This window comes from Pantoea sp. (genome assembly GCF_028283705.1).
Lineage (GTDB): Bacteria > Pseudomonadota > Gammaproteobacteria > Enterobacterales > Enterobacteriaceae > Pantoea.
Window position 1 is genome coordinate 310,907 of the sequence record NZ_JAPWKD010000015.1, and the last position, 20,420, is coordinate 331,326.

The 20,420-nt window shown below is 56.7% G+C and carries 23 protein-coding genes; 9 read left to right on the forward strand and 14 right to left on the reverse strand.

All coding sequences use genetic code 11. The annotated features are described in order from the left end of the window. The 6 genes from PW844_RS14180 to PW844_RS14205 are packed head-to-tail and all read left to right on the forward strand — an operon-like array spanning position 1 to position 3,855. Positions 1-315, forward strand: coding sequence for a PTS sugar transporter subunit IIB (locus tag PW844_RS14180; RefSeq protein WP_084874535.1), 315 nt, complete (start codon positions 1-3; stop codon positions 313-315). Beyond that, complete coding sequence (locus tag PW844_RS14185; RefSeq protein WP_208714967.1) at positions 308-1,675, forward strand: PTS sugar transporter subunit IIC; 1,368 nt, start codon at positions 308-310, stop codon at positions 1,673-1,675. Before PW844_RS14180 ends, PW844_RS14185 begins: the two co-directional genes overlap by 8 nt. Next, entirely contained in the window at positions 1,662-2,504 is an 843-nt protein-coding gene (locus PW844_RS14190) for a class II fructose-bisphosphate aldolase (RefSeq protein ID WP_299452748.1), read from the forward strand. The genes PW844_RS14185 and PW844_RS14190 overlap by 14 nt, the downstream gene beginning before the upstream one ends. Positions 2,505-2,563: 59 nt before the next feature. Next, complete coding sequence (locus tag PW844_RS14195; RefSeq protein ID WP_299452751.1) at positions 2,564-2,833, forward strand: hypothetical protein; 270 nt, start codon at positions 2,564-2,566, stop codon at positions 2,831-2,833. Positions 2,834-2,842: 9 nt separating this feature from the next. Continuing rightward, positions 2,843-3,280 carry a PTS sugar transporter subunit IIA gene (locus PW844_RS14200; protein ID WP_299452753.1) on the forward strand — a complete coding sequence of 146 codons (438 nt, stop codon included), beginning with the start codon at positions 2,843-2,845 and terminating at the stop codon, positions 3,278-3,280. Then, positions 3,277-3,855, forward strand: a complete 579-nt coding sequence (locus PW844_RS14205) for an AAA family ATPase (RefSeq protein WP_299452756.1) — start codon at positions 3,277-3,279, stop codon at positions 3,853-3,855. The genes PW844_RS14200 and PW844_RS14205 overlap by 4 nt, the downstream gene beginning before the upstream one ends. Here PW844_RS14205 and PW844_RS14210 read toward each other — a convergent pair. Continuing rightward, positions 3,822-4,685, reverse strand: a complete 864-nt coding sequence (locus PW844_RS14210) for an NAD(P)-dependent oxidoreductase (RefSeq protein ID WP_299452758.1) — start codon at positions 4,683-4,685, stop codon at positions 3,822-3,824. The two genes, PW844_RS14205 and PW844_RS14210, sit on opposite strands and share 34 nt — an antisense overlap. 170 nt (positions 4,686-4,855) lie before the next feature. On the opposite strand from PW844_RS14210, the gene PW844_RS14215 reads away from it, so the two are divergent. Continuing rightward, the gene (locus tag PW844_RS14215; RefSeq protein WP_299452761.1) at positions 4,856-5,650 is read left to right on the forward strand and encodes an SDR family NAD(P)-dependent oxidoreductase; all 795 of its coding nucleotides are present in this window, start codon (positions 4,856-4,858) and stop codon (positions 5,648-5,650) included. A 42-nt stretch (positions 5,651-5,692) separates the two neighbouring features. Here PW844_RS14215 and PW844_RS14220 read toward each other — a convergent pair whose 3' ends face one another. Continuing rightward, positions 5,693-6,016 carry a cupin domain-containing protein gene (locus PW844_RS14220; RefSeq protein ID WP_299452764.1) on the reverse strand — a complete coding sequence of 108 codons (324 nt, stop codon included), beginning with the start codon at positions 6,014-6,016 and terminating at the stop codon, positions 5,693-5,695. Between the two features lie 129 nt (positions 6,017-6,145). On the opposite strand from PW844_RS14220, the gene PW844_RS14225 reads away from it, so the two are divergent. Further along, positions 6,146-6,784, forward strand: coding sequence for an RpiB/LacA/LacB family sugar-phosphate isomerase (locus PW844_RS14225; protein WP_299452767.1), 639 nt, complete (start codon positions 6,146-6,148; stop codon positions 6,782-6,784). Positions 6,785-6,871: 87 nt separating this feature from the next. On the opposite strand, the gene PW844_RS14230 is transcribed toward PW844_RS14225, so the two are convergent. From PW844_RS14230 to PW844_RS14255, 6 genes are read right to left on the reverse strand one after another with little or no spacing between them, the layout of a single operon-like run. After that, a complete protein-coding gene (locus tag PW844_RS14230; protein ID WP_299453192.1) occupies positions 6,872-7,633 on the reverse strand; it encodes an ABC transporter ATP-binding protein in 762 nt (253 codons plus the stop codon). Positions 7,634-7,652: 19 nt separating this feature from the next. Then, entirely contained in the window at positions 7,653-8,519 is an 867-nt protein-coding gene (locus tag PW844_RS14235; RefSeq protein WP_299452770.1) for an ABC transporter ATP-binding protein, read from the reverse strand. Continuing rightward, positions 8,491-9,396, reverse strand: coding sequence for an ABC transporter permease (locus tag PW844_RS14240; protein WP_299452773.1), 906 nt, complete (start codon positions 9,394-9,396; stop codon positions 8,491-8,493). The genes PW844_RS14235 and PW844_RS14240 overlap by 29 nt, the downstream gene beginning before the upstream one ends. Continuing rightward, a complete protein-coding gene (locus PW844_RS14245; RefSeq protein ID WP_299452775.1) occupies positions 9,393-10,418 on the reverse strand; it encodes an ABC transporter permease in 1,026 nt (341 codons plus the stop codon). Before PW844_RS14245 ends, PW844_RS14240 begins: the two co-directional genes overlap by 4 nt. Beyond that, on the reverse strand, positions 10,415-12,046 hold the full coding sequence (locus PW844_RS14250; protein ID WP_299452778.1) for an ABC transporter substrate-binding protein: 1,632 nt from the start codon (positions 12,044-12,046) through the stop codon (positions 10,415-10,417). The genes PW844_RS14245 and PW844_RS14250 overlap by 4 nt, the downstream gene beginning before the upstream one ends. Positions 12,047-12,106: 60 nt before the next feature. After that, positions 12,107-13,261: a mandelate racemase family protein gene (locus PW844_RS14255; protein WP_299452781.1), complete on the reverse strand. Its 1,155-nt coding sequence runs from the start codon at positions 13,259-13,261 to the stop codon at positions 12,107-12,109. Positions 13,262-13,582: 321 nt separating this feature from the next. Between PW844_RS14255 and PW844_RS14260 the strand changes: the two genes are divergently transcribed. Then, on the forward strand, positions 13,583-14,698 hold the full coding sequence (locus PW844_RS14260; protein ID WP_299452784.1) for an ABC transporter substrate-binding protein: 1,116 nt from the start codon (positions 13,583-13,585) through the stop codon (positions 14,696-14,698). Positions 14,699-15,219: 521 nt separating this feature from the next. Here the strand turns inward: PW844_RS14260 and PW844_RS14265 are convergent. Genes PW844_RS14265 through PW844_RS14290 form a run of 6 tightly spaced genes read right to left on the reverse strand, consistent with a single transcriptional unit; the run spans position 15,220 to position 20,418 of the window. Continuing rightward, the gene (locus PW844_RS14265) at positions 15,220-16,488 is read right to left on the reverse strand and encodes an amidase family protein (RefSeq protein WP_299452787.1); all 1,269 of its coding nucleotides are present in this window, start codon (positions 16,486-16,488) and stop codon (positions 15,220-15,222) included. Positions 16,489-16,491: 3 nt separating this feature from the next. Then, entirely contained in the window at positions 16,492-17,346 is an 855-nt protein-coding gene (locus PW844_RS14270) for a TauD/TfdA family dioxygenase (RefSeq protein WP_299452790.1), read from the reverse strand. Between the two features lie 18 nt (positions 17,347-17,364). Next, positions 17,365-18,102, reverse strand: a complete 738-nt coding sequence (locus PW844_RS14275) for a class II aldolase/adducin family protein (RefSeq protein ID WP_299452792.1) — start codon at positions 18,100-18,102, stop codon at positions 17,365-17,367. Between the two features lie 2 nt (positions 18,103-18,104). Next, on the reverse strand, positions 18,105-18,842 hold the full coding sequence (locus tag PW844_RS14280; protein ID WP_299452794.1) for an ABC transporter permease: 738 nt from the start codon (positions 18,840-18,842) through the stop codon (positions 18,105-18,107). 2 nt (positions 18,843-18,844) lie between these two features. Beyond that, positions 18,845-19,591 carry an ABC transporter permease gene (locus PW844_RS14285; RefSeq protein WP_299452796.1) on the reverse strand — a complete coding sequence of 249 codons (747 nt, stop codon included), beginning with the start codon at positions 19,589-19,591 and terminating at the stop codon, positions 18,845-18,847. Next, positions 19,588-20,418 carry an ABC transporter ATP-binding protein gene (locus tag PW844_RS14290; RefSeq protein ID WP_299452798.1) on the reverse strand — a complete coding sequence of 277 codons (831 nt, stop codon included), beginning with the start codon at positions 20,416-20,418 and terminating at the stop codon, positions 19,588-19,590. The genes PW844_RS14285 and PW844_RS14290 overlap by 4 nt, the downstream gene beginning before the upstream one ends. Positions 20,419-20,420 lie beyond the last annotated feature (2 nt).

The window sequence follows — 20,420 nt, forward strand, 5'->3', positions numbered from 1 at the left end:
ATGCTGAAAATATTATGTGTATGCGGATGTGGTCTGGGATCCAGTTTCGCCATCGAAATGAGCGCCAAAGCAGTATTAAAAAAGCTGGAAATCGAGGCGGATATTGATCACACCACCATTTCCGAAGCTAACGCATTTAAATCCGACATCATTTTAACCCAGAAAGCATTTGCCGATGTATTAAATGCCGATGCCAGCCCGGAACAAATGAAGCGGGTGATTATTCTCAACCGGTTAACGGATAAAGCGGAAATTGAGCAAAAAATCGTGGCATTTATGAAAGAGCACAACATGAAGGTTGCTAACCATGAATAGTGTGATCAACTTCCTGGTAAAAGATCTGCTGGGGCAGGCATCGATTCTGATTGCCTTTATTGCCCTGGTCGGTTTGTTACTACAAAAAAAATCAGCAGGCAAGGTGGTGGAAGGCACCTTTAAAACGCTGCTCGGTTTCTTAATTATGATGGCCGGTATAAACATTATTGTTGGCACGCTGACCTTCCTCAACACCATCTTTACCCACGGCTTTGGCATGCAGGGTTATATCACCGACGTTGCTGCGATTGCCGGGTTAGCGAACCGCGAGCTGGGTTCAGAAGTGGCGCTGACGCTGTTGGTGATCTTTATCGTCAACATCATTATTGCCCGTCTGACACCGTTCAAATACATCTTCCTTACCGGACAGGCGCTGCTGTGGATGGCGACCATCGGTGCGGTGATCGGCTACAAAGCGGGGCTGACAGGCTTACCTCTGATCCTTACCGGCGGCATTTTTGGTGGCGTAATGGCGGTGGTGATGCCCGCGCTGGCACAACCCGTGGTGCGACGCATTACCGACTCGGACGACGTTGCCCTCGGCCACTTCTGCACCATTGGCTATCTGGTGACGGCGGCGGTGGCGAAGGTGGTGGGCAAAGGATCGCGTTCTACCGAAGACCTGAAGCTGCCGGATAACTTCAAATTTCTCCAGGACACCTATTTGTCGATGGCGGTGGTGATGGTGCCGATGTACCTGATCCCAGCGGTAGCAGCAGGCCCGGCATTTATCGCCCAGTACAGCAACGGTATGAACTACCTGATGTATGCCTTTATGCAGTCGATTCAGTTCGTGGCCGGGGTGTTTGTGCTGTATAGCGGCGTGCGTCTGCTGCTGAATGAGCTGGTCCCGGCATTTCGCGGCATCGCCATGCGCATCGTGCCGGATGCCAAACCGGCGCTCGATTGCCCGGTGATGTTCCCTTATGCGCCAAACGCGGTGATCGTCGGCTTCCTTGCCACTACCCTGGGTTCCGTCGTCGGCATGCTGGTGTTCCCGATGTTTGGTCTGGCGATGATTTTGCCCGGCCTGCTGACTAACTTCTTTGCCGGTGGCACGGCCGGGGTGTTTGGTAACGCACTCGGCGGCCGTCGTGGTGCGATGATCGGCGGTTTTGTCCACGGCCTGTTTATTACGCTGCTGCCCGCGATTCTGGTGCCGATGCTGGAAAGCTACGGTTTTACCGGCGTGACCTTCAGCGATTCGGATGTCATCAGTACCGGCCTGGTACTCGGTCATGCGTTCCAGAATAACTGGCTGTTCGTCGCCCTGTTTATTGTCTTCATCACCCTGATCGCCTGGTTTGTTAACGGAAAATCTACGAAACCTCACGAGGAAAATATTCATGAAACTTTATAACTTTACCGATCTGTTACAGGTGGCTAAACAACGTGAATTTAAAGCGCTCGGATCTTTTAATTTGCACTGTCTGGAAATGTTACCGGCTTATTTTAAAGCGGCAGAAAAAACCAACAGCCCATTAATGATTCAGATCTCCACCGGTACGGCGAAATATCTCGGTCATAAATTGCTGGTCGATGCGATTTGCTCACTGGCAGAAAGTAAAAATGTACCTACCTGCCTGCATCTCGATCACTGTTCTGATCTTGATGCGATCCAGACAGCGCTGGATGCGGGTTTCAGTTCAGTGATGTATGACGGTTCGCATCTGCCGATTGAAGAGAATATTTCCAATACGCGTAAAGTGATTGATATGGCGCGCCCGTTACATGTGTCGGTCGAAGCGGAACTGGGGGCGATTGGCGGCTCAGAAGATGGTAAATCGGTGGAAATGAACGAAACCTCTTTCACCACGGTCGACGATGCCAAACGCTTTGTGGATGAAACCGGCGTCGATATGTTAGCCATCTCCATCGGCACGGTGCATGGTCTCTACACCGGTAAAGCGCATATCCAGCATCAGCGCCTGGCAGATATCACCGAAGCGACCCATACACCGCTGGTGCTGCACGGTGGCACCGGCGTCAGTGATGAAGATATGCGTCTGGCGGTGCGCAGCGGCATTGAAAAAGTGAACGTCGGCACAGAAATGAACGTGCAATGGGTGGCGCGCTGTAAACAGACGTTCGAAAAGGGCAAAGTAAACGACAGCGTGCGCAATTTTCTGGTGCCCGCTAACGATGCCGTTACTGATGTATTGGTCGAAAAAATTCAGTTGTTCCGCTGAGTATCTTTCATGACGTATTAACCTGAGGTGCCCTGGCACCATTCGGGGCAGGAGACGCTATGTTTGGATTCAGGAAAAAGGCCTCTGAGAATAAAGGGGCGGACGAACAGGAAATAGATCGTCAGGCTGAAAGCATCAGCGAGAAAATAACCACGCTGGAGCAGGAACTGGCAAATAATCCGCGCGCGGGTGAAACGCAAAAACAATTAATGCTGGAATATAATCGGGCATTAAGTTTATTTGCCAAAAGCCGCCGTTTTCGTCAGGAGATTGATCCGCTGTTCGTCAAAATCGATGAGCTGCGCAATACCATTCGCAAATCGATTTAAGGAGGAGGCATGAGCATCAAACAACTGTTGCAGGAGGCGAATGCTATTCAGGTGGGCATTGACGCCCGCGACTGGCGTGAGGTGATTACGCTGGCTGCACAGCCACTGGTCAGCGGGGGGTATGTCAAAGCCTCCTACCCGGAGGCGGTGATCGCCAACACCCTGACGCACGGTGCGTACTATGTGTTTGAAGAGGGGATTGCTATCCCCCACGCGCGACCGGAAACTGGCGTGCTGAAGGATTGTTTCAGCCTGATGGTGCTGGAGGAACCGATATCCTTTGCCGGGAGTGACAAGGCGGATATTGTCATCATGTTCGGTGCGCGCGATAGCAACGCGCATATCGAAGAGGGGATTCGCGCCATTGTTACCCTGCTTGAGGACGAAGAAACGCTGGTGAGGCTGCGCAAGGCCGCCAGTGCCGCGGAGGTCATCGATATCCTATGACGACGCTCACTGAAGAGAAATGTGTGGTGCTGGTCAACGGCATCCCGGCTTCCGGCAAAAGCACCCTGGCGCGCAGTGTGGCGCAGCGCTTTGGCTTACCGGTGCTGACGCTGGATAGTCTGAAGGAACCGTTTATGGCCAGCTTTGCGCCGGTGGATCGCCTGCGTAATCGTCAACTTGGCTGTGCGGCCTATCAGGCGATCTGGAAGATCGTCGCCCAGGCACCGGCCAGCTGTGTTTACCTGATTGATGCGTGGTTTGGTTTTCAGCCGAAAGCGGTACTGGAGGAGGGGTTGCAAAGTGCAGGGGTGACGCGGGTGCTGGAGCTATGGATGGCAATCTCACCGGATGAGGTGGTGGCGCGCTATCAGGCGCGCCTGGCACAGCGAATGCCGGGGCATCCGGGGGCAGAATACTTACCCGAGCTGCGGCAACTGGCTGAACGCGCGCAGCCGATGGCGCTGGGTCCGGTGTTGCAGCTGGATGCCTGCGCACCGGACGAGGCCGCTGCACAGGCGTGGTTACAGCGTCAGTTGCAGCGTCAGCCTGCGCGTTCGCTATCGGTATCCGGGTGAAAAAAGCTTGCCAGCAAGGCGCTGAGTTGCTGATCGCCTTTGCGGTCCGCCGCCAGCTGGCGACAAATATCCCCCAGTGCCTGATAGAGGCGATCGGTTGCCAGCTCACCCTGGTTGAGCGTGGCAATCTCATCCATTTCCGCCGCCCAGCGCCAGGCTTTTGGCAGCATATCCGGGGCGGCTTTTTCCATCCTTTTCAGCATGGCTGCCTGGCTTTCTGCCATCTCTTCACGTAACGCATCGGCCGCGCCAACCCGGCTGGCATTTATCAGCATCGCCGACGTGAGCAGGGTGATGCCTTTATTGATCCCGGCGTAAGACATCTTCAGCGCCGATGCGGCACCGTTTTCCGCAGTCATGATCCGCACCCGCAGGCCCAAATCACTCAGTGCTGCTAACTGGCTGGCATGCGGACCGGAAAACCAGAAGCGTGGCCCGGCGGGATTGTTCTCTCCCGGTGGCAGACCAATGATCGCGCCATCGACAAAAGGTGTGCCGGTGGCCTCAATCACCGCTGCCACCTGGAGCAGCGTTTCCGGGCTGATGGCATTGCAATCGACATACAACGGCTTATGGGTGGCGGCGGCTAAATGTGGTGCCATCTGCTGCGCCCAACTGAGAGCCGATTCCGGCGGCAGGATGGAAAAAATAATATCCGCCTCGCAGAGCGCGGCTTCACTGGCATCGTTGATCTGTGCGGCACGCGCGCGTTGTTGGGAATCGGCAGAACGCTGGCTTAACGGGCTGATGACGCGGGCACCGTGCCGGGTCAGCACTGCCGCAACTGCCGCGCCCATTGCACCCGGTGCGGCAAAGGCAAGGGTTTTCATGATGTGATCTCACGGGAGTTAAAGAATTGAGTGTGGCTGTATTTTGGTCTGACGGACGTCACTCTTTGGTTACAAAGCATGTTTCGTCAATGCAGATACGCCAGCATCCACCAGGCTTTTGTGATGCTGATCTCAGTTCACCCGATATATCGTCAAACATGGAGAAGGTTATGAAAATCGATCTACACGGCAAGACAGCGTTAATCACCGCATCCACCGGCGGCATTGGTTTTGCCATCGCTCAGGGCCTGGCAGAGAGCGGGGCAGAAGTGGTGCTGAATGGACGCAGTGAGGAATCCGTCAGCCGGGCGCGGGAAAAACTCAATGCTGTCGTGGTGGGGGCCAAAGTCCATACTTTTATCGCCGATTTGGGCAGTGCGCAGGGTGTCGATACCTTGCTGAAAGGATTACCCGCCATCGATATTCTGGTGAATAACGCCGGGATTTACGGACCAAAAGATTTTTTTGCCACCGACGACGACACCTGGGAAGCGTACTGGCAGACCAACGTGATGTCTGGTGTGCGACTGTCGCGGGCATTGCTGCCGGATATGGTGAAAAAAGGCTGGGGTCGCGTGGTATTTATCTCGTCAGAATCGGCACGCAATATTCCGGCCGACATGGTGCATTACGGCGTGAGCAAAACCGCACAGCTGTCGCTGGCACGCGGGCTGGCGAAAGTAGTAGCGGGTTCCGGGGTGACGGTGAACAGCGTATTACCTGGCCCGACCCTCTCCGACGGCTTTGCCACCATGATGGAAGCAGAGGTGAAACGCACCGGCAAATCGCTGGAGACGCTGGCAAAAGAGTTTGTGATGAGCCAGCGACCGAGTTCGGTGATTCAGCGTGCCGCCACCGTCGAAGAGGTGGCGAATATGGTGGTGTATGTCTGTTCTACCCAGGCATCAGCCACCTCCGGTGCCGCGCTGCGTGTCGATGGCGGCGTGGTGGATGATATTGTGTAGTCCATAAAACCCGCGCGATTATCGCATAATCATACGATTCCATTAACTGAGAAAATCCTCACGCTGCGGGGTAAAGGTATCCAGCAGCGTGCCTGCCTCCAGACAGACGCAGCCGTGTACCACATCCGGTGCTTTATACAATGTATCTCCGGCACTGACCTCTTTAGTGACGCCATTGATGGTGAAAGCAAAGCGACCAGAAAGTACATAGGTCAGTTGCTCGTGCGGATGCTGATGCAGTGGGCCGACGGCTTCTTTTGCAAAACTCACCTCAACTGCCATCATGCGGCCGCCGTGCGCCAGCACCCGGCGGGTGACACCGTTACCCAAATCCTCAACCTGTGTGGCATCGCGGTAGATAAACATGGTTGCTCCTCGCGTATTGTCTCGCTGTTGTGTGAGCGATCTCACAACTAAAAAGGGTTTTCACTGCTGCATTTTAGCGTCCTTTGATTAAAATGAAACGGTGTTTCAATTTAATATGAAGGATGGATCATGAAAATTGCGTTAATGATGGAAAACAGCCAGGCAGCGAAAAACGCTATCGTACTGAAAGAACTGGAGTCAGTGGCACAGCCGCTGGGCCATCAGGTATTTAACGTTGGTATGAGCGACGAGCAGGACCATCATCTTACCTATATTCATCTCGGTATCATGGCCAGCGCACTGCTGAACAGCGGCGCGGTGGATTTTGTTATCGCCGGTTGCGGGACCGGGCAGGGCGCACTGATGTCGCTGAATATCCATCCTGGCGTGGTGTGCGGCTACTGTATTGATCCGGCCGACGCCTGGCTGTTTGCGCAAATCAACAACGGTAATGCGTTGTCGCTGCCGTTCGCCAAAGGCTTTGGCTGGGGTGCGGAACTCAACCTGCATTTCATCTTCGAAAAAGCCTTTACCGGTGCGAAAGGGCTGGGCTACCCGCCAGAGCGCCGCGAGCCGCAGGTGCGCAACGCCGGGGTGCTGAACCAGGTAAAAGCGGCAGTGAACAAGGAAAATTATCTCGATACACTGCGCGCCATTGACCCGGAACTGGTGAAAACTGCCCTGAGCGGTCCGCGTCTCCAGCACTGCCTGTTCGAACATGGACAAAACGACGAGATCGTGCGTTTTGTGCGTGAGGTTGTGGCCTGATTCGGGTTTTTCCATAAACGACGCGTGATAAATCGTGCCGCTACAACCTGTGAAGAACCGTAGCGGCGCGATTTATCGCGTATGACATCACGCCATTACGGACCGCACCTGCGGATGCCGACTTGCCTCCACCAGCATCCGGGTATAGGGCACCGCCGCTTTACCCGCCACCAGCGCATCCACTTCCAGCGTTTCCAGAACCCTGCCGTGCTGCATCACTGCCACGCGATGGCACAGATGTGCCACCACCCCCAAATCATGTGTCACCATCAGGTAGGTCAGGTTTTGCTGTTGTTGCAGATCACTCAATAAATTCAGAATTTCAGCCTGTACTGACACATCCAGCGCGGAGGTGGGTTCATCCAGTAACAACACGCGAGGCTCCAGGATCAGGGCGCGGGCGATCGCCACGCGCTGGCGCTGTCCGCCAGACAGCTGGTGAGGATAACGCGTCTGCCAGGCACGGTTCAGCCCCACTTTTTCCAGCATGGCAATCACGCGCTGCTGACGCTGACCGATGCCGTGAATCTGCAACGGTTCCTCCAGAATATCGCCGATGGTATGGCGGGGATGCAGTGAACCGTAAGGATCCTGGAACACCATTTGTACCTTGCGGCACAGATTCCGTGCGATGCGATGGGCCAGTGGCTGGTCATCAATCATCAACTCGCCCTGCCAGTGGGTGAACAACCCGGCGAGGCATTTCAGCACCGTGGTTTTCCCGGAGCCGGATTCGCCCACCAGGCCAAAAATCTCCCCGGCACGTACCGCCAGGTTGACGTCGAACAGCACCTGATGACGCTGCTCATCTTCGCCAAAACTAAGGTTGAGATTACGTACCCCGATCATCTGTTTCATGTCTCTCTCCTTAAGGTTGCAGCCAGCTGTCCTGGCGTTGCAGTGCTGGCAGACGCGGGCGACGCTGGTCCATATCGGGTAACGTAGCCAGCAGGCCCTGGGTATAGGGATGCTGAGCCTGGCCCAGCTCCGCAGCGGCTAATGACTCGACCACGCGACCGGCGTACATTACCAGCACCCGGTCACAAAAGTGGCGCACCAGGTTGATGTCGTGGCTGATAAAAATCAGCCCCAGCCCACGTTGTTTCACCTGCTCATCCAGCAATGTCAGTACCTGCAGCCGCACCGACACATCCAGCGCCGAAGTCGGTTCATCGGCAATCACCAGCTCGGGATCGGTGATCAGCATCATGGCGATCATTATGCGTTGCCCCTGGCCACCGGAGATTTCGTGTGGATAGAGCTGATAAACCCGTTCGGGATCGCGGATGCGCACCACATCGAGCATCGCCAGCGCCCGTTGTCGCGCTTCATCGCGCTGTCCGGGGTGGTGGCTGCGCCACGCCTCAGCAATCTGTTCGCCGATACGCACCACCGGATTGAGCGAATATTTCGGGTCCTGCATGATCATCGAAATACGTTTGCCACGAATGGCGCGCATCTCAGCCTGGGTGGCACTTAACAGGTCGATCCCGGCAAACTGCATACACCGGGCGGTGACCTGCGCGCTACGCGGGTGCAGTTGCAGCAGGGCGCGCCCCACGGTGGATTTGCCGGATCCCGATTCGCCAACAATCGCCAGTTTTTCCTGGCCGAGCTGAAAAGAGACGCCGCGTACCGCCGGGGTGCTGTGGCGTCCATTGACGAAGCTGACCTGCAAATCCTGCACATCAAGCAAGGGGCGGGGGTTATTCGCTACGGGGATCGAGGATGTCACGCAGGCCATCTCCTAAGAAGTTAAACGCCAGACTATTCACCAGAATCGCCAGACCTGGCACCGTCACCACCCACCAGCACTCCAGCATGTAGCTGCGGCCGCTGGCGATCATCGCTCCCCATTCGGGATCCGGTGGCTGCGCCCCCAGACCGAGGAAACCCAACCCGGCAGCGGTCAGGATGATGCCCGCCATATTCATGGTGATGCGGATAATCACCGATGGCAGACACAGCGGGACAATATGCTTCCAGATTACACGCACAGGGGAAGCGCCCTGCAAACGTACGGCCGAGATAAAATCCGCCTGACGCAGCGACAGCGCCTCGGCCCGGGCCAGACGCGCAATCGGCGGCCAGGCGGTCAGGGTGATGGCGATGACCACATGCTCCAGCCCGGGACCGAGTGCTGCAACAAACGCCAGTGCCAGCACCAGGCTGGGGAAGGAGATAAAAATATCGGTGACGCGCATCAGCACGCTATCGACCTTACCGCCGAAATACCCGGCAGTAACGCCGAGCAGCAGGCCAATCGGCCCCACGGTGACCGATACCAGCAACACGATATACAGGGTGATGCGCGCGCCCCACACCAGGCGGCTGAAAATATCACGACCAAATTCGTCGGTGCCAAACCAGTGTTGGGCGCCGGGCGGACTCAGGGCGTTATTCAGGTCCTGAATCAGCGGATGATAAGGTGCAATCCACGGTGCAAACAGCGCCGTCACCAACAGCAGCAGGATGATCGCGCCGCCGATGGCGGTCAGCGGATTACAGGCCATACGCCAGACAAACTGGCCGGTACGGGCTGCCAGACGGCGGCAGCGTTCCAGGCGCTCGCGCGTGGCGCTGGCATAAGGTGTCTCCAGCGAAATCGTCATACTTTGGTCCTCGGGTCGAATACCTGATAAAGCAGGTCAGAAACCAGGTTGAGCAGGACAAAAATCAGGCCGACCACCAGCACGCAGCCCATTACCGCATTCATATCGCCCAGCATCAGGCTGCCGGTGAGATAGGAACCAAATCCCGGCCAGGAAAATACCGTTTCAATCAGCACCGCGCCTTCCAGCAGTGAACCGTAAGCCAGCGCCACCACCGTCAGCAGCTGGACCAGAATGTTGCGAAAGGCGTGTTGCCAGATAACCTGCCACTCGGTCAACCCTTTGACACGCGCGGTCAGAATGAACTCCTGTGACAGCTGCGCCAGCATAAAGCTGCGCGTCATGCGGCTGATGTAAGCCAGAGAGTGGAAGCCGAGCAGCGAGGCGGGCAAAATCAGGTGGTTTAGCGCGTTGGCAAAGACCGAGCCGTTACCGGCCAGCAAAGCATCCACCAGCAGCAAACCGGTACGGCACGGCACCACGCCATCGAGACTGAAATCCACTCGTCCGGCTCCCCCGACCCAGCCGAGATGCGCATAAAACAGCAACAGGCCGACCATGCCAACCCAGAAGATCGGTGTGGAATAACCGGCAAGGCTGATGATGCGCACCATATAATCCACCAGGCCGTTGCGGCGTGCCGCTGCCCAGACGCCGAGTGGCACACCCAGTCCGGCGCCAATCACAATTGCCAGCGTGGCCAGTTCCACCGTGGCCGGGAAGACACGCAGGATATCGTTGATCACCGGTTGCCCGGTCAGCAGCGCCTGGCCGAGATTGCCGTGCAGCAGACCGTTAAGGTAGATACCAAACTGTACCCACAGCGGTTTATCAAAACCGAGCTGGTGATAAACCTGCTGATAAGTGGCGTGATCGGCGTCCGGGCCGACAATCGCGAGCACGGGATCGACTGGCATCACCCGGCCAATAAAAAAAGTCAGCAACAGCAGCCCCGTGAGGGTGATCAGCACCTGCCATCCACGGCTGCGCAGTTTGCGCCAGTGGCTTCGCGTCAGTTTCATTGCGCACCTCCCGCCAGGCTGTCCGGCGTTTTCCATACGTCACGTAAGAAGGTGGTCGCCGAGGGATGCGGCACATAATCCTGCACCCGGTTGTTGACCACCACTGAATCAACCATCTGGGAAATCGGCATCAGGGCCGGGATCAATTGGTCATAACGGCGCTGGATTGCGAAGTAATCCTGCTGCTGACGTGCGCTGTCGCGCTCCAGTAGCGCCTGATCGATCATCTGATTCAGCTGCGCATCGTAGAAACTGGTGCGCCAGCCCTGAAAGTTGGTCAGTCGGGCGCTGTCGGCGTTATTCGGGTTGTACACCAGCGAACGCAGGCTGGAGTGGGGATGGGGTTCCACGCCGCTGCCACCTCGCCCGACCAGCAGGTTGAACTGCCGTTCGCGCATCGCCCCGTAGATCTGGTTACCGGTGCCGGTAATGATTTTGGCGCGGATGCCGCCCTGCATCAGGGTGGATTGAATGGCGATGGCGATATTGAGAAACGGCTGGTCAGCCAATACGCGCAGCGTGGTATCAAAGCCGTGGGGATAACCGGCTTCCGCCAGTAAGGCTTTGGCGCGTGGGATATCCAGTTTGTAGCCGGGGTCCGGCAGAGTGGCGGGCATACCGGCCTGAATCGGGCGTTGATGCAGTTCGCCATAGCCGGCCATCAGGGTGTGATTGATCCCCTGATAATCCACCAGGTAACGCACCGCCTCACGCACTTTGGCGTTGGCGAAGTGGTCATCCTTCATACTCATCGCCAGATAATAAAGGGTGCCTTTTGGCACGGCATCGATGGTGAGGTCCGGGTCGTGACGCAGCGCTTTGACATCGGGGATCTCCATATTGCTGGCAATATCGATATCACCTTTTTCCATCATCAGCCGCAGGGTTTGCGACTCCTGTAAATGACGGAACACCACGCGAGCAAGCTTCGGCGCACCGCGCCAGTAGTTATCCGCGCGATTCATACGCAGCACGTCTTTCGCCTGCCAGACATCAAGACGGAACGGGCCGGAACCGGCCTCGTGAGTGGTCAGCCAGCGATTGCCCCAGTCACCGTTGCTGGCATGGGCCTGCACGGTTTTGCTGTCGAGCACCACCATGCTGCCCAGTGCCGCCAGCGAATAAAGCACCAGTCGCGGATCGTTGGCTGTGGGCAGGCGAATCTGCACGGTACCTGCATCCGGGGCGCTAATCAGCTGGTCCACATTGTCTTTGTTAAAACCGTAGGATTTCCACACTGAGGCTTGCGCCAGATTCAGGTGCAGCACGCGACGCATCGACCACACCACGTCGGCACTGGAGAGCGGGTTACCGGAATGAAAGGTGACGTTGTCACGCAGGTGGAAGGTGAGTTGCATATTATCCGGGCTGATTTCCCAGCGTTGCGCCAGCGCCGGACGGACGTTGGTCAACTGATGCGGGTCCAGCTCGACCAGGCCGTCATACAGGTTAACCACAATACCCACCACTTCATTGCCGGTCATGGCGGCGGGATCGAGGGTCAGCAGGTTGTTCATATTCATCCCGACGATCAGCTGATCGTCGGGCGTGGCAGCCTGCCCACCGAGGCTGGCCGTCAGCAGCAGCAACGCGACGCAGCACGTTGTGCAACGGGTAAAGAGGTTCATAAGCAAAGTCCAGCAGGTCAGAGGTTTATTGTTGTTTGCCGTACTGCTTGTGTCGGGTTATCACCAGCGATTCAGGGTATGGGTCTCAATCCAGCTAAAGTTGATGTCTTCCCCCAGTCCGGGACGGGTCGGCAGATGGACAAATCCGTCGCTGTCCATCGGGTCTGTCAGGCTGTGGAGATAGGCCGGGGGCTGTTCATAATCGAGGAAAGGATGCAGCAGGCCGCGCTCATACCAGCGACAGTTACGGATGGCACCCACCACGGCGAGGCTGGCGGCACCATTGCCGTGCACTTCGCAATCCATACCGAAGGCTTCGGCCAGACTGGCGACTTTGAGTGTGGCGGAAATCCCACCGACGCCGTTGGCACCGGCACGTAAAATGTCACAGGCACCAGCCTGTACCCAGTCGGCGCGACTGTGGTGTTTACCACCGAGGCTCTCCGGGCCGAGCACATCAATGCTCAGGTTATTCGCCAGCCAGGCATAGGACGCCATACTTTCTTCTTCCATCGGCTCCTCAAACCAGGTGAAGTTGAGTTTTTCCAGCGCCTTGCCGATGGTGAGGGCGTCGCTGCGGCTGTACCAGTGGTAGCCATCCAGCATCAGGGCGATATCCGGTCCCACCGCTTCACGCACGGCGGCGCAGGCTTTGATATCCATCGCCGGGCTGGGGGCAAACGACACCGGTGGCATCCAGGTATGCAGCTTGATGGCACGATAACCACGCGTCACCAGCTGTTCGGCAAAACGGGCGTAATCATCCGGGGTCGATAATCCCCCCTCCAGCTCATCGCCGCACATGGTGCTGCCATAGGCGGGAATTTTTTCGCGATAACCACCCAGCAGCTTGTGTACCGGTTGTTGCAGTTTACGCCCGATCAGATCCCACAACGCCTGCTCCACCGCCGACAGCGCACGTTCCGTCAGTTGATGGGCGCTGCCGCGTTGCCAGTGCACCAAATCCTGCCACAGCCGCTCACGATCAAAGGCGTTTTGTCCGAGCAAAACCTTACGAAAGAAAGCATTCACCACATGCGGGCGGATCACCTCGGCGGGCGCAAAAGCGTAGCCACAATGGCCGTCTTCGCTGGTCAGGGTCAGCAACGCCAGCTGGGCGTCGCTTTCTGCACCGGGATGTGAATGCCCGGCGCTGTCGGATACGCGGCGTGTAGGGTAGGTAAACAGGGTGACATCAATGGCGCTGATCTTCACGGCAACTCCTCCGATAAACACATGTCCATGCCCGGGAGCGGGCGTTATCAATAAATTAAAACGGTGTTTCATTTCGTAATTTAGTCTTCACCTTTTGTTAACGCATTAGCCAAAGCGCGGATTATTCCGGCGATAAATTGGGCAATTGCATGGCGGGCTGTGAGCGTTTTCACGAAAGGAGGGCGTTTTGTGAGCGGCGACACAGCGGGCGGAATGTAAAAAAATGTGTCGCCAAGGGCTTTTCATTTTGTTGCCGCCAGGTAATAGTGACGCCGCGAAATGCATTAATAATAATCATTATCATTTGTAGGGTTAGATCACATGAAGAAATGGATGTTAGCGCTGGGGTTGCTGACGGTTGCCTGTGGTGCATCCGCCAAAGTCATTACCGATGTGGCCGGGCGGCAGGTCGAGGTGGCACAGGAGTCAAAACGTATCATTCTGGGTGAAGGGCGGCAGATGTACCTGCTGGCAGCCTTCGACACCCAGGCACCGTTCCAGCGTGTGGTTGGCTGGCGTGATGATTTCCACAAAGCGGATTACGACGGCTACATGGCGTATGAAAAACGTTATCCGCAGATTAAGCAGTTGCCGACCTTTGGTGGAGCTAAAGATGGCACTTTTAATGTTGAGCAGGCGCTGACGCTGAAACCCGATTTGGTGCTGATGAATCTCGAATCGAAAGCGGCGACTGACGAAGGTAAATTGATCGAGAAATTGCAGGCGGTGGGGATTCCGGTGGTGTTTATCGATTTCCGCGAGAAACCGATGGAACATGCCGAGCAAAGCATCCGCATTATGGGTGAGCTGGTCAACAATCCGCAGCGCGCAGAGCAGATTATTGCATTTCGTCGCGCTGCCATTGCTAAGGTGACAGATCGCCTGAAAAATTTTAACGGCAAGCAGCCAAAAGTGATGATTGATCGTGCTGGTGGTTATACCGATGAATGCTGCATGTCATTCGGTAACGAGAACTTCGGCCAGATGGTCGAGCTGGCGGGGGGAAGGAATATCGCGAAGGATCTGATTCCTGGCACCTTTGGCACCCTGAATCCGGAGCAGATTATTGCCAGCCAGCCGGATGTGGTGGTGGTCACCGGCGCTAACTGGAAAAACTACAACACCGTCGGCAAATGGGTCGGCGTGGGACCGGGTGCCGATACCCAGCAGGCCGAAGCGCGCCTGCGTACCCTGATGATGCGTGATGCGTTTAAAACCCTGCCGGTGGCGCATAACGGCAATGCTCATGCGATCTGGCATCAGTTTTACGACAGCCCATATCAGTTTGTCGCCATTCAGGCGCTGGCAAAATGGCTGCACCCGGAATTGTTTGCCGATCTCGATCCGGACGCCACTTTCCGCGAGTTCCATGAAAAGTTCCTGCCGCTGCCTTATCAGCCAGGTTACTGGGTGACACTGCCCGCGGATCGTTCCTGATAAATCGCAGGCAATAAAAAAGGATTTGGCGGCAACGCCAAATCCTTTTTTTCTGTTCACACGTCGGCTGGTAACCGGGTGGTGAACGGGGTGCTCAGCACTCCTCACAAAACGAATCATAAAATGTGCAGAGAAAGATTTCAAGTTTGGCTCAACTACTGTATGGTTGTACAGGTGTTGAGTGTCGGGCGTCGCTTCATTGTTTTCTGATGACTCCCAGGGGCGCGGATTGTCAAATCCCGGCAGGTACCAGGTGGTGCTGGCCTGTGGCTTTCACAATGAGCGTCGCTCAGCACTCCTCACAGATGTGCTCAGGCGTTCGGCGGGTGGAGTCAAAGTCCCGGATGCCGGAAGGCGCGCTCCTGCAGAGGAGAAGGAAAGTGATGGAACTGATTAGATTGCTGCTGGATTTAGTCCGCGTCATCTTGCAGATCATCGTTGCCCTTTTGCAACTGACCGGTCAGGCACACTGATCGGAACTTGAATCAAGGCGGAGCTAACCACTCCGCCTTTTTTCGTGGCTACGCCAGCAGGACGGCGGCGGCAGCCAGCAACCGGCGATCGTCGCCTGCGGCAAATTGCAGTTCGATCCCGACCGGAATGCCATTCGGCGTTTGCGCCAGCGGCAGGCTAATACCAGGCAGGCCCACCACAGTTGCCGGTTCGCAATTGGCAATCAATTGACGAAACAGTGTGTTGGCCTGCGCAATCAGCGGTGGCAGCAACGGCACGCTGGGAAAGATCAGGCCATCGAGTTGATGCTGATGAAAAACCGCCTGATAGCGTGCGGTGAGCAATGGTTTCCAGTGGCTTAAGGCTTCCTGATATTGTTCAGCGCTGACGGTGGCGGCATCCACCAGCAACGCCTGAACATCCGGGCTTTTTACCGCCTGCTTAAGTTGCTCAAAACTGTACTGGCTGCCGCGCTGTTGCAGATAATGTGGCAGATCGCGCAGCATTTCATAGGAGGCCATTGGATAGCCGGCTTTCACCGCCAGTTCCGCCACGTCGGCGATTTCCACCTCAATCAGCGTGACGCCGCGTTCACGCAGGCGCTGCAATACCGGCTCCGCTGCCTGCACCACCGCAGGTTCACAACCGGACCAGAAATGCGCGCGCGGTACCCCTAACCGCAAACCATCAAACGTTACGGCGGGGAGTTCAGACTCACCGCTAATGGCGGCATCAAGCGCGATCACCTCGTCGATGCGTTGCGCCAGAATTCCAGCGGTATCGCGACTGGCCGAAATGGGCGCGATGCCCTGTTGCGGATAGCGCAACAGTGAAGGGCGAAAACCGATCAAACCGCAAAATGAAGCGGGCAGCCGGACAGAGGCCCCGGTATCGGTGCCGATGCTGGCAGAGACGATCCCTGCCGCCACGGCAGCCGCGCTGCCACTGGAGGAGCCACCCACCACGCGCCCGGAGAGAAAAGGGTGCAGCACATCCCCCTGAGCAGCGTTCAACCCGCTGGTGCCGGAAGCCAGCTCATGCATACTGGCTTTACCGATAATAATGGCCCCTGCCTGTTGCAGGCGGGTGATGATCTCTGCGTTGCGGCTGACGTTTTCCTCCGCCAGCAATGCGGTGCCGATACTGGTCGGCATCCCTGCCACATCAATATTGTCTTTGACCACCAGAGGCAAACCGGCGAGCGGTGCTGTGCCGGTGCTTAACGCGGCAGCCGCTACCAAAGCAGGCTCCGTCGCCAGCCAGCTCAGGCTATTAAGATGGCGCTGTTTATAAGCCTGCAACAACGCCCGATGCAGTCGTTCACCGGATTGCGCCATGATTTACCCCATCGCCTGCGGGCGTTCGCTGCCTTTTACCGTGGCGCGATGCATCACGCGGCGGTAAGCAACATCATCATAAGGGGTGGCCTGATGCATGGTGCAGCGGTTATCCCAGATCAGCAGATCGTGAGCCTGCCATTTATGGCGGTAGGTAAAGGTTTCACTGATGGCGTGGGCGTTAAGGCGCGCCAGCAGCGCCTCGCTTTCTTCCGGTTCCAGGCCGACGATCTCTTTCACGATGTCCTGCCCGACAAACAGCGATGGACGTCCCGTCTCCTGATGGCGGCGCACCAGCGGGTGGACGACATCCGGGGTCGCCGCTTTTTGCTCGGTGCTGAGTGGTTCACGGTCAGCAAAGGCTTTAGCGTAGTAGGTAGAATACGAATGCACGGCGCTCAGCGGCTGAATCAGGCGTTTGGTGTCGTCATCCAGCGCGTCATAAGCGGCAAACATCGAGGAAAATAGCGTATCAGCCCCCACCGGCGGCACTTCCACCGCGTGCAGCACCGAGCCAAAGCAGGGCACTTCGTAGTAGGACCAGTCAGAGTGCCAGTTCCAGCCCTCTTTATGGTTGCCAATGGGTTTGCCGTCCTGTTTCACGTTCGATAACACATACAACTCAGGGTATGGCGTGGTCAGAAACTGGCTCAGCACATGCACCTGAAGCTCACCGAATTCACGCGCAAACGCGACATGCTGTGCTTCAGTCACTGGCTGGTTACGCAACAGCAGCACGGAGTGGGTATTGAGTGCGGTGCGAAGTGCAGCAAATGTCGCCGGGTCAATGGGTTGTGTCGCATCGATGTTCAGTACTTCCATGCCGATATGATCTGTTAACGGGCGTAACTCTAACATCGGTAACCTCCTGAATGTTTACTGACGATAGCTGGGATCGAGTTTGTCCAGCAGACGGATAAAAGCGGGCCACTCGCGCTCACCACGCAGGCGGATATCCCCTTCACATTGATTAAACTGACGGGCGGCTTTCTCGGAGACCGCTTCCGGTGGCAGCAGCAATTTGCTGCCGCTGCCCTGTGCCATCAACTGAATGCGCGAAGCGCGTTCAAAGTAGTAAGCGAGCATAAAGGCTTCCGGAATGGTGCGACCGGCCGCAAGGATGCCGTGGTTGCGCAGCACCATCACCTGATGCGGACCCAGGTCACGCACCAGCCGGGCGCGTTCGTCGGTGTCCAGCGCCACGCCTTCATAGGCGTGATAGCCGAGGCGATTCCAGAAATGCATCGCGAACTGGCTCACCGGCTGTAAGCCTTCTTCCAGCGCGGAAACTGCCGTGGCAGCGTCAGAGTGGGTATGCAATACGCAGATGGCGTCTTCACGGGCCGCGTGGATAGCGCTGTGGATGACAAATCCGGCGCGGTTGACCTCATAGTCACTCGGTTCCAGCGCATTGCCTTCCAGATCGATTTTGATCAGGCTGGAAGCGGTGATCTCCGGGAAAAACAGGCCATACGGGTTGATCAGAAAGTGGTGTTCCGGCCCCGGCAGGCGCACAGAAATGTGGTTGTAAATCAGGTCATCCATGCCGAAATGCGCCACCAGCCGATAACAGGCGGCAAGCTGAATACGAAGTTGCTGCTCGGTTTGCGTCATGATTATTTCCACCAGATAAAGGTTGTGTCGATCCAGGCCAGCAGGCCATACAGCGCGATGCTGACCAGTGAAGAAACCACCACGGCCGCCCACACGGTCAGCAGATCCACCTGCTGAGTGGACTGGAAGATGGTCCAGCCGATGCCCTGATATGCCCCCAACATCTCAGCAACGATGGCCACGATGATGCTGCGCACCAGGCCAACACGCAGCCCGCTGACAATGTTGGGTAAGGCGGCAGGCAGTTGCAGCTTGCGCATGATGGTGACGCGGCTGGCACCGAAGCTGCGCATCAGGTTGATCATCTGCGGGTCAGCCTGTTTCAGCCCATGCAGGCTGTTGACCAGAATCACAAAGCTGACGGCCAGCACCACCAGCACGATTTTTGACATGGCCCCCATGCCAAACCAGATCAGCGCCAGCGGGATCCAGGCCACGGTAGGCACTGAGTTAATCGCCACCGCCAGCGGCATCAGAATGGCTTCCAGTGGGCGGAAAACCGTCATCAGCATCGCCAGCAGCAATCCGGCCAGCAGGCCCAGCGCGAAGCCGCTGAGTGCTTCCAGCAGGGTCCAGCCCATCGATAACCACAGGCTGCTGCCGCTGCTGATGATTGCCAGCACGATGCTGTGCAGCGAAGGCAAAACAAACGGTTGAATATCAAACAGCCAGATACTGCCTTCCCACAGCAGGATCAGGCTCAGCACGCCGCATATTGGCGGCAGAAGTTGGCGTATCACGGCTATTTTCCCCACCATGCTAATTTTCTCTCACAGCGCTCCACCACGGCATACAGCAGCGCCCCCGTTAACCCGCAAATGACGATTAACGTCCACATGCGCACCACATCTTCGTTGTACATTGACTGGATTAGCAGTACGCCCAGTCCAATGGTGTCGCCAAACCACTCGCCGACTATCGCGCCGACCAGGCTCAGGGAAATGCCCAGCTTGAGGGCGACGAAAATCGAGGGGGCAGCAGCGGGGAAGTGCAGTACCAGAAAACGTTTCATTCCACTGGCCCCGAAGCTGCGCAGCAGGCTGATATGCAGCGGGTCCACCATTTGCAGCCCGCGTTTGGTATTGAGCGTGACCGGCAGAAACGTCAGGTAAAAGGCAATCATCACCTTGGCAAACAGCGTATTGCCGAACCAGATCACCACCAGCGCGCCAAAGGCGATCACCGGTACGGTTTGCGAAACGACAAACAGCGGAAACCAGGCGCGATCGATCCAGCTGACGTAGAAAAACAGGATGCCGCAAGCCACGCCAAATGCGGTGCCGATCGCAAAGCCCAGTAGCGTCTCCAGCGCGGTGCGTCCGGTGCTGGCCAGCAACTGCGCTGCATTCGCCTGGATATCCTGCGCCACCATCAGAATGGACGGCAGGTAGCGCGGGCTGATGGAGAACAGCGTGACGCTGCCCTGCCAGAACAGCAGCACCAGTAGCACCGTGACCAGTAGCGGATGAGTCAGCAGGCGCTTCGTCATGATTGCCCCTCAAGCTGGGTAAAGCGGAACGACTTCATGCTTTCTTCTTCGATCGCATCGAGCAGGCGCTTTTTGATGGCGATAAATTCAGCAGAAGTCACGATATCCGCGGTACGTGGGCGAGGCAGGTCAATCGGTTCGATGCATTTGATTGTGCCAGGGCGCGCGCTCATCACCACCACTTTGCTGCCAAGAAAGATCGCTTCGTCAATATCGTGGGTGATAAACAGAATGGTGCGGCGATGCTGTTCCCACAGCTGGAGCAGCCAGCGCTGCATCAGCGTGCGCGTCAACGCATCCAGCGCGCCAAATGGCTCATCCAGCAGCATCAGATCGCGCTGAAACAGGAAGGTACGCATCAGGGCGACACGTTGTCGCATACCGCCGGATAACTGATGGGGGTAACTCTGTTCAAAACCGCTCAGACCGAAGCTGGGAAACAGCGCCTCGGCCCGTTTGCGCGCGTCCTTACGCGCAATGCCTTCACATTCCAGTGCCAGAATGGCGTTATCCATAATGGTGCGCCACGGCAGCAGCAAATCGCGTTGTGGCATAAACGACACTTTGCCCAGCAACTCGTCATCCTGCTGTGACTGGCCTTTAAACAGGATGGCACCGTCGTTGTCCGGATTGATCAGGCCAGCGATCATGTTGAACAGCGTCGATTTGCCGCAACCGGAAGGACCAACCAGCGTGACAAACTCCCCTTCGTTCACCGTCAGGTTGACGCCAGAGACGGCGACCACCGGCTTCTGCGCATCGCCAAAGCGTTTCCATAAATTATCCAGCTGCAACAGGGGCAGTGAGTTTTTGGGTGCAACGGTCATCA

What these genes read in the sequence shown, in the direction of transcription:
- PW844_RS14190 (WP_299452748.1), top strand. Translation starts at nt 1,662, where the DNA reads ATGAAACTTTATAACTTTACCGATCTGTTACAGGTGGCTAAACAACGT.
- PW844_RS14185 (WP_208714967.1), top strand. Translation starts at nt 308, where the DNA reads ATGAATAGTGTGATCAACTTCCTGGTAAAAGATCTGCTGGGGCAGGCA.
- PW844_RS14240 (WP_299452773.1), bottom strand. Translation starts at nt 9,396, where the DNA reads ATGACGATTTCGCTGGAGACACCTTATGCCAGCGCCACGCGCGAGCGC.
- PW844_RS14260 (WP_299452784.1), top strand. Translation starts at nt 13,583, where the DNA reads ATGAAGAAATGGATGTTAGCGCTGGGGTTGCTGACGGTTGCCTGTGGT.
- PW844_RS14290 (WP_299452798.1), bottom strand. Translation starts at nt 20,418, where the DNA reads ATGACCGTTGCACCCAAAAACTCACTGCCCCTGTTGCAGCTGGATAAT.
- PW844_RS14195 (WP_299452751.1), top strand. Translation starts at nt 2,564, where the DNA reads ATGTTTGGATTCAGGAAAAAGGCCTCTGAGAATAAAGGGGCGGACGAA.
- PW844_RS14245 (WP_299452775.1), bottom strand. Translation starts at nt 10,418, where the DNA reads ATGAAACTGACGCGAAGCCACTGGCGCAAACTGCGCAGCCGTGGATGG.
- PW844_RS14205 (WP_299452756.1), top strand. Translation starts at nt 3,277, where the DNA reads ATGACGACGCTCACTGAAGAGAAATGTGTGGTGCTGGTCAACGGCATC.
- PW844_RS14250 (WP_299452778.1), bottom strand. Translation starts at nt 12,046, where the DNA reads ATGAACCTCTTTACCCGTTGCACAACGTGCTGCGTCGCGTTGCTGCTG.
- PW844_RS14200 (WP_299452753.1), top strand. Translation starts at nt 2,843, where the DNA reads ATGAGCATCAAACAACTGTTGCAGGAGGCGAATGCTATTCAGGTGGGC.
- PW844_RS14230 (WP_299453192.1), bottom strand. Translation starts at nt 7,633, where the DNA reads ATGATCGGGGTACGTAATCTCAACCTTAGTTTTGGCGAAGATGAGCAG.
- PW844_RS14220 (WP_299452764.1), bottom strand. Translation starts at nt 6,016, where the DNA reads ATGTTTATCTACCGCGATGCCACACAGGTTGAGGATTTGGGTAACGGT.
- PW844_RS14225 (WP_299452767.1), top strand. Translation starts at nt 6,146, where the DNA reads ATGAAAATTGCGTTAATGATGGAAAACAGCCAGGCAGCGAAAAACGCT.
- PW844_RS14210 (WP_299452758.1), bottom strand. Translation starts at nt 4,685, where the DNA reads ATGAAAACCCTTGCCTTTGCCGCACCGGGTGCAATGGGCGCGGCAGTT.
- PW844_RS14270 (WP_299452790.1), bottom strand. Translation starts at nt 17,346, where the DNA reads ATGTTAGAGTTACGCCCGTTAACAGATCATATCGGCATGGAAGTACTG.
- PW844_RS14215 (WP_299452761.1), top strand. Translation starts at nt 4,856, where the DNA reads ATGAAAATCGATCTACACGGCAAGACAGCGTTAATCACCGCATCCACC.
- PW844_RS14285 (WP_299452796.1), bottom strand. Translation starts at nt 19,591, where the DNA reads ATGACGAAGCGCCTGCTGACTCATCCGCTACTGGTCACGGTGCTACTG.
- PW844_RS14265 (WP_299452787.1), bottom strand. Translation starts at nt 16,488, where the DNA reads ATGGCGCAATCCGGTGAACGACTGCATCGGGCGTTGTTGCAGGCTTAT.
- PW844_RS14180 (WP_084874535.1), top strand. Translation starts at nt 1, where the DNA reads ATGCTGAAAATATTATGTGTATGCGGATGTGGTCTGGGATCCAGTTTC.
- PW844_RS14275 (WP_299452792.1), bottom strand. Translation starts at nt 18,102, where the DNA reads ATGACGCAAACCGAGCAGCAACTTCGTATTCAGCTTGCCGCCTGTTAT.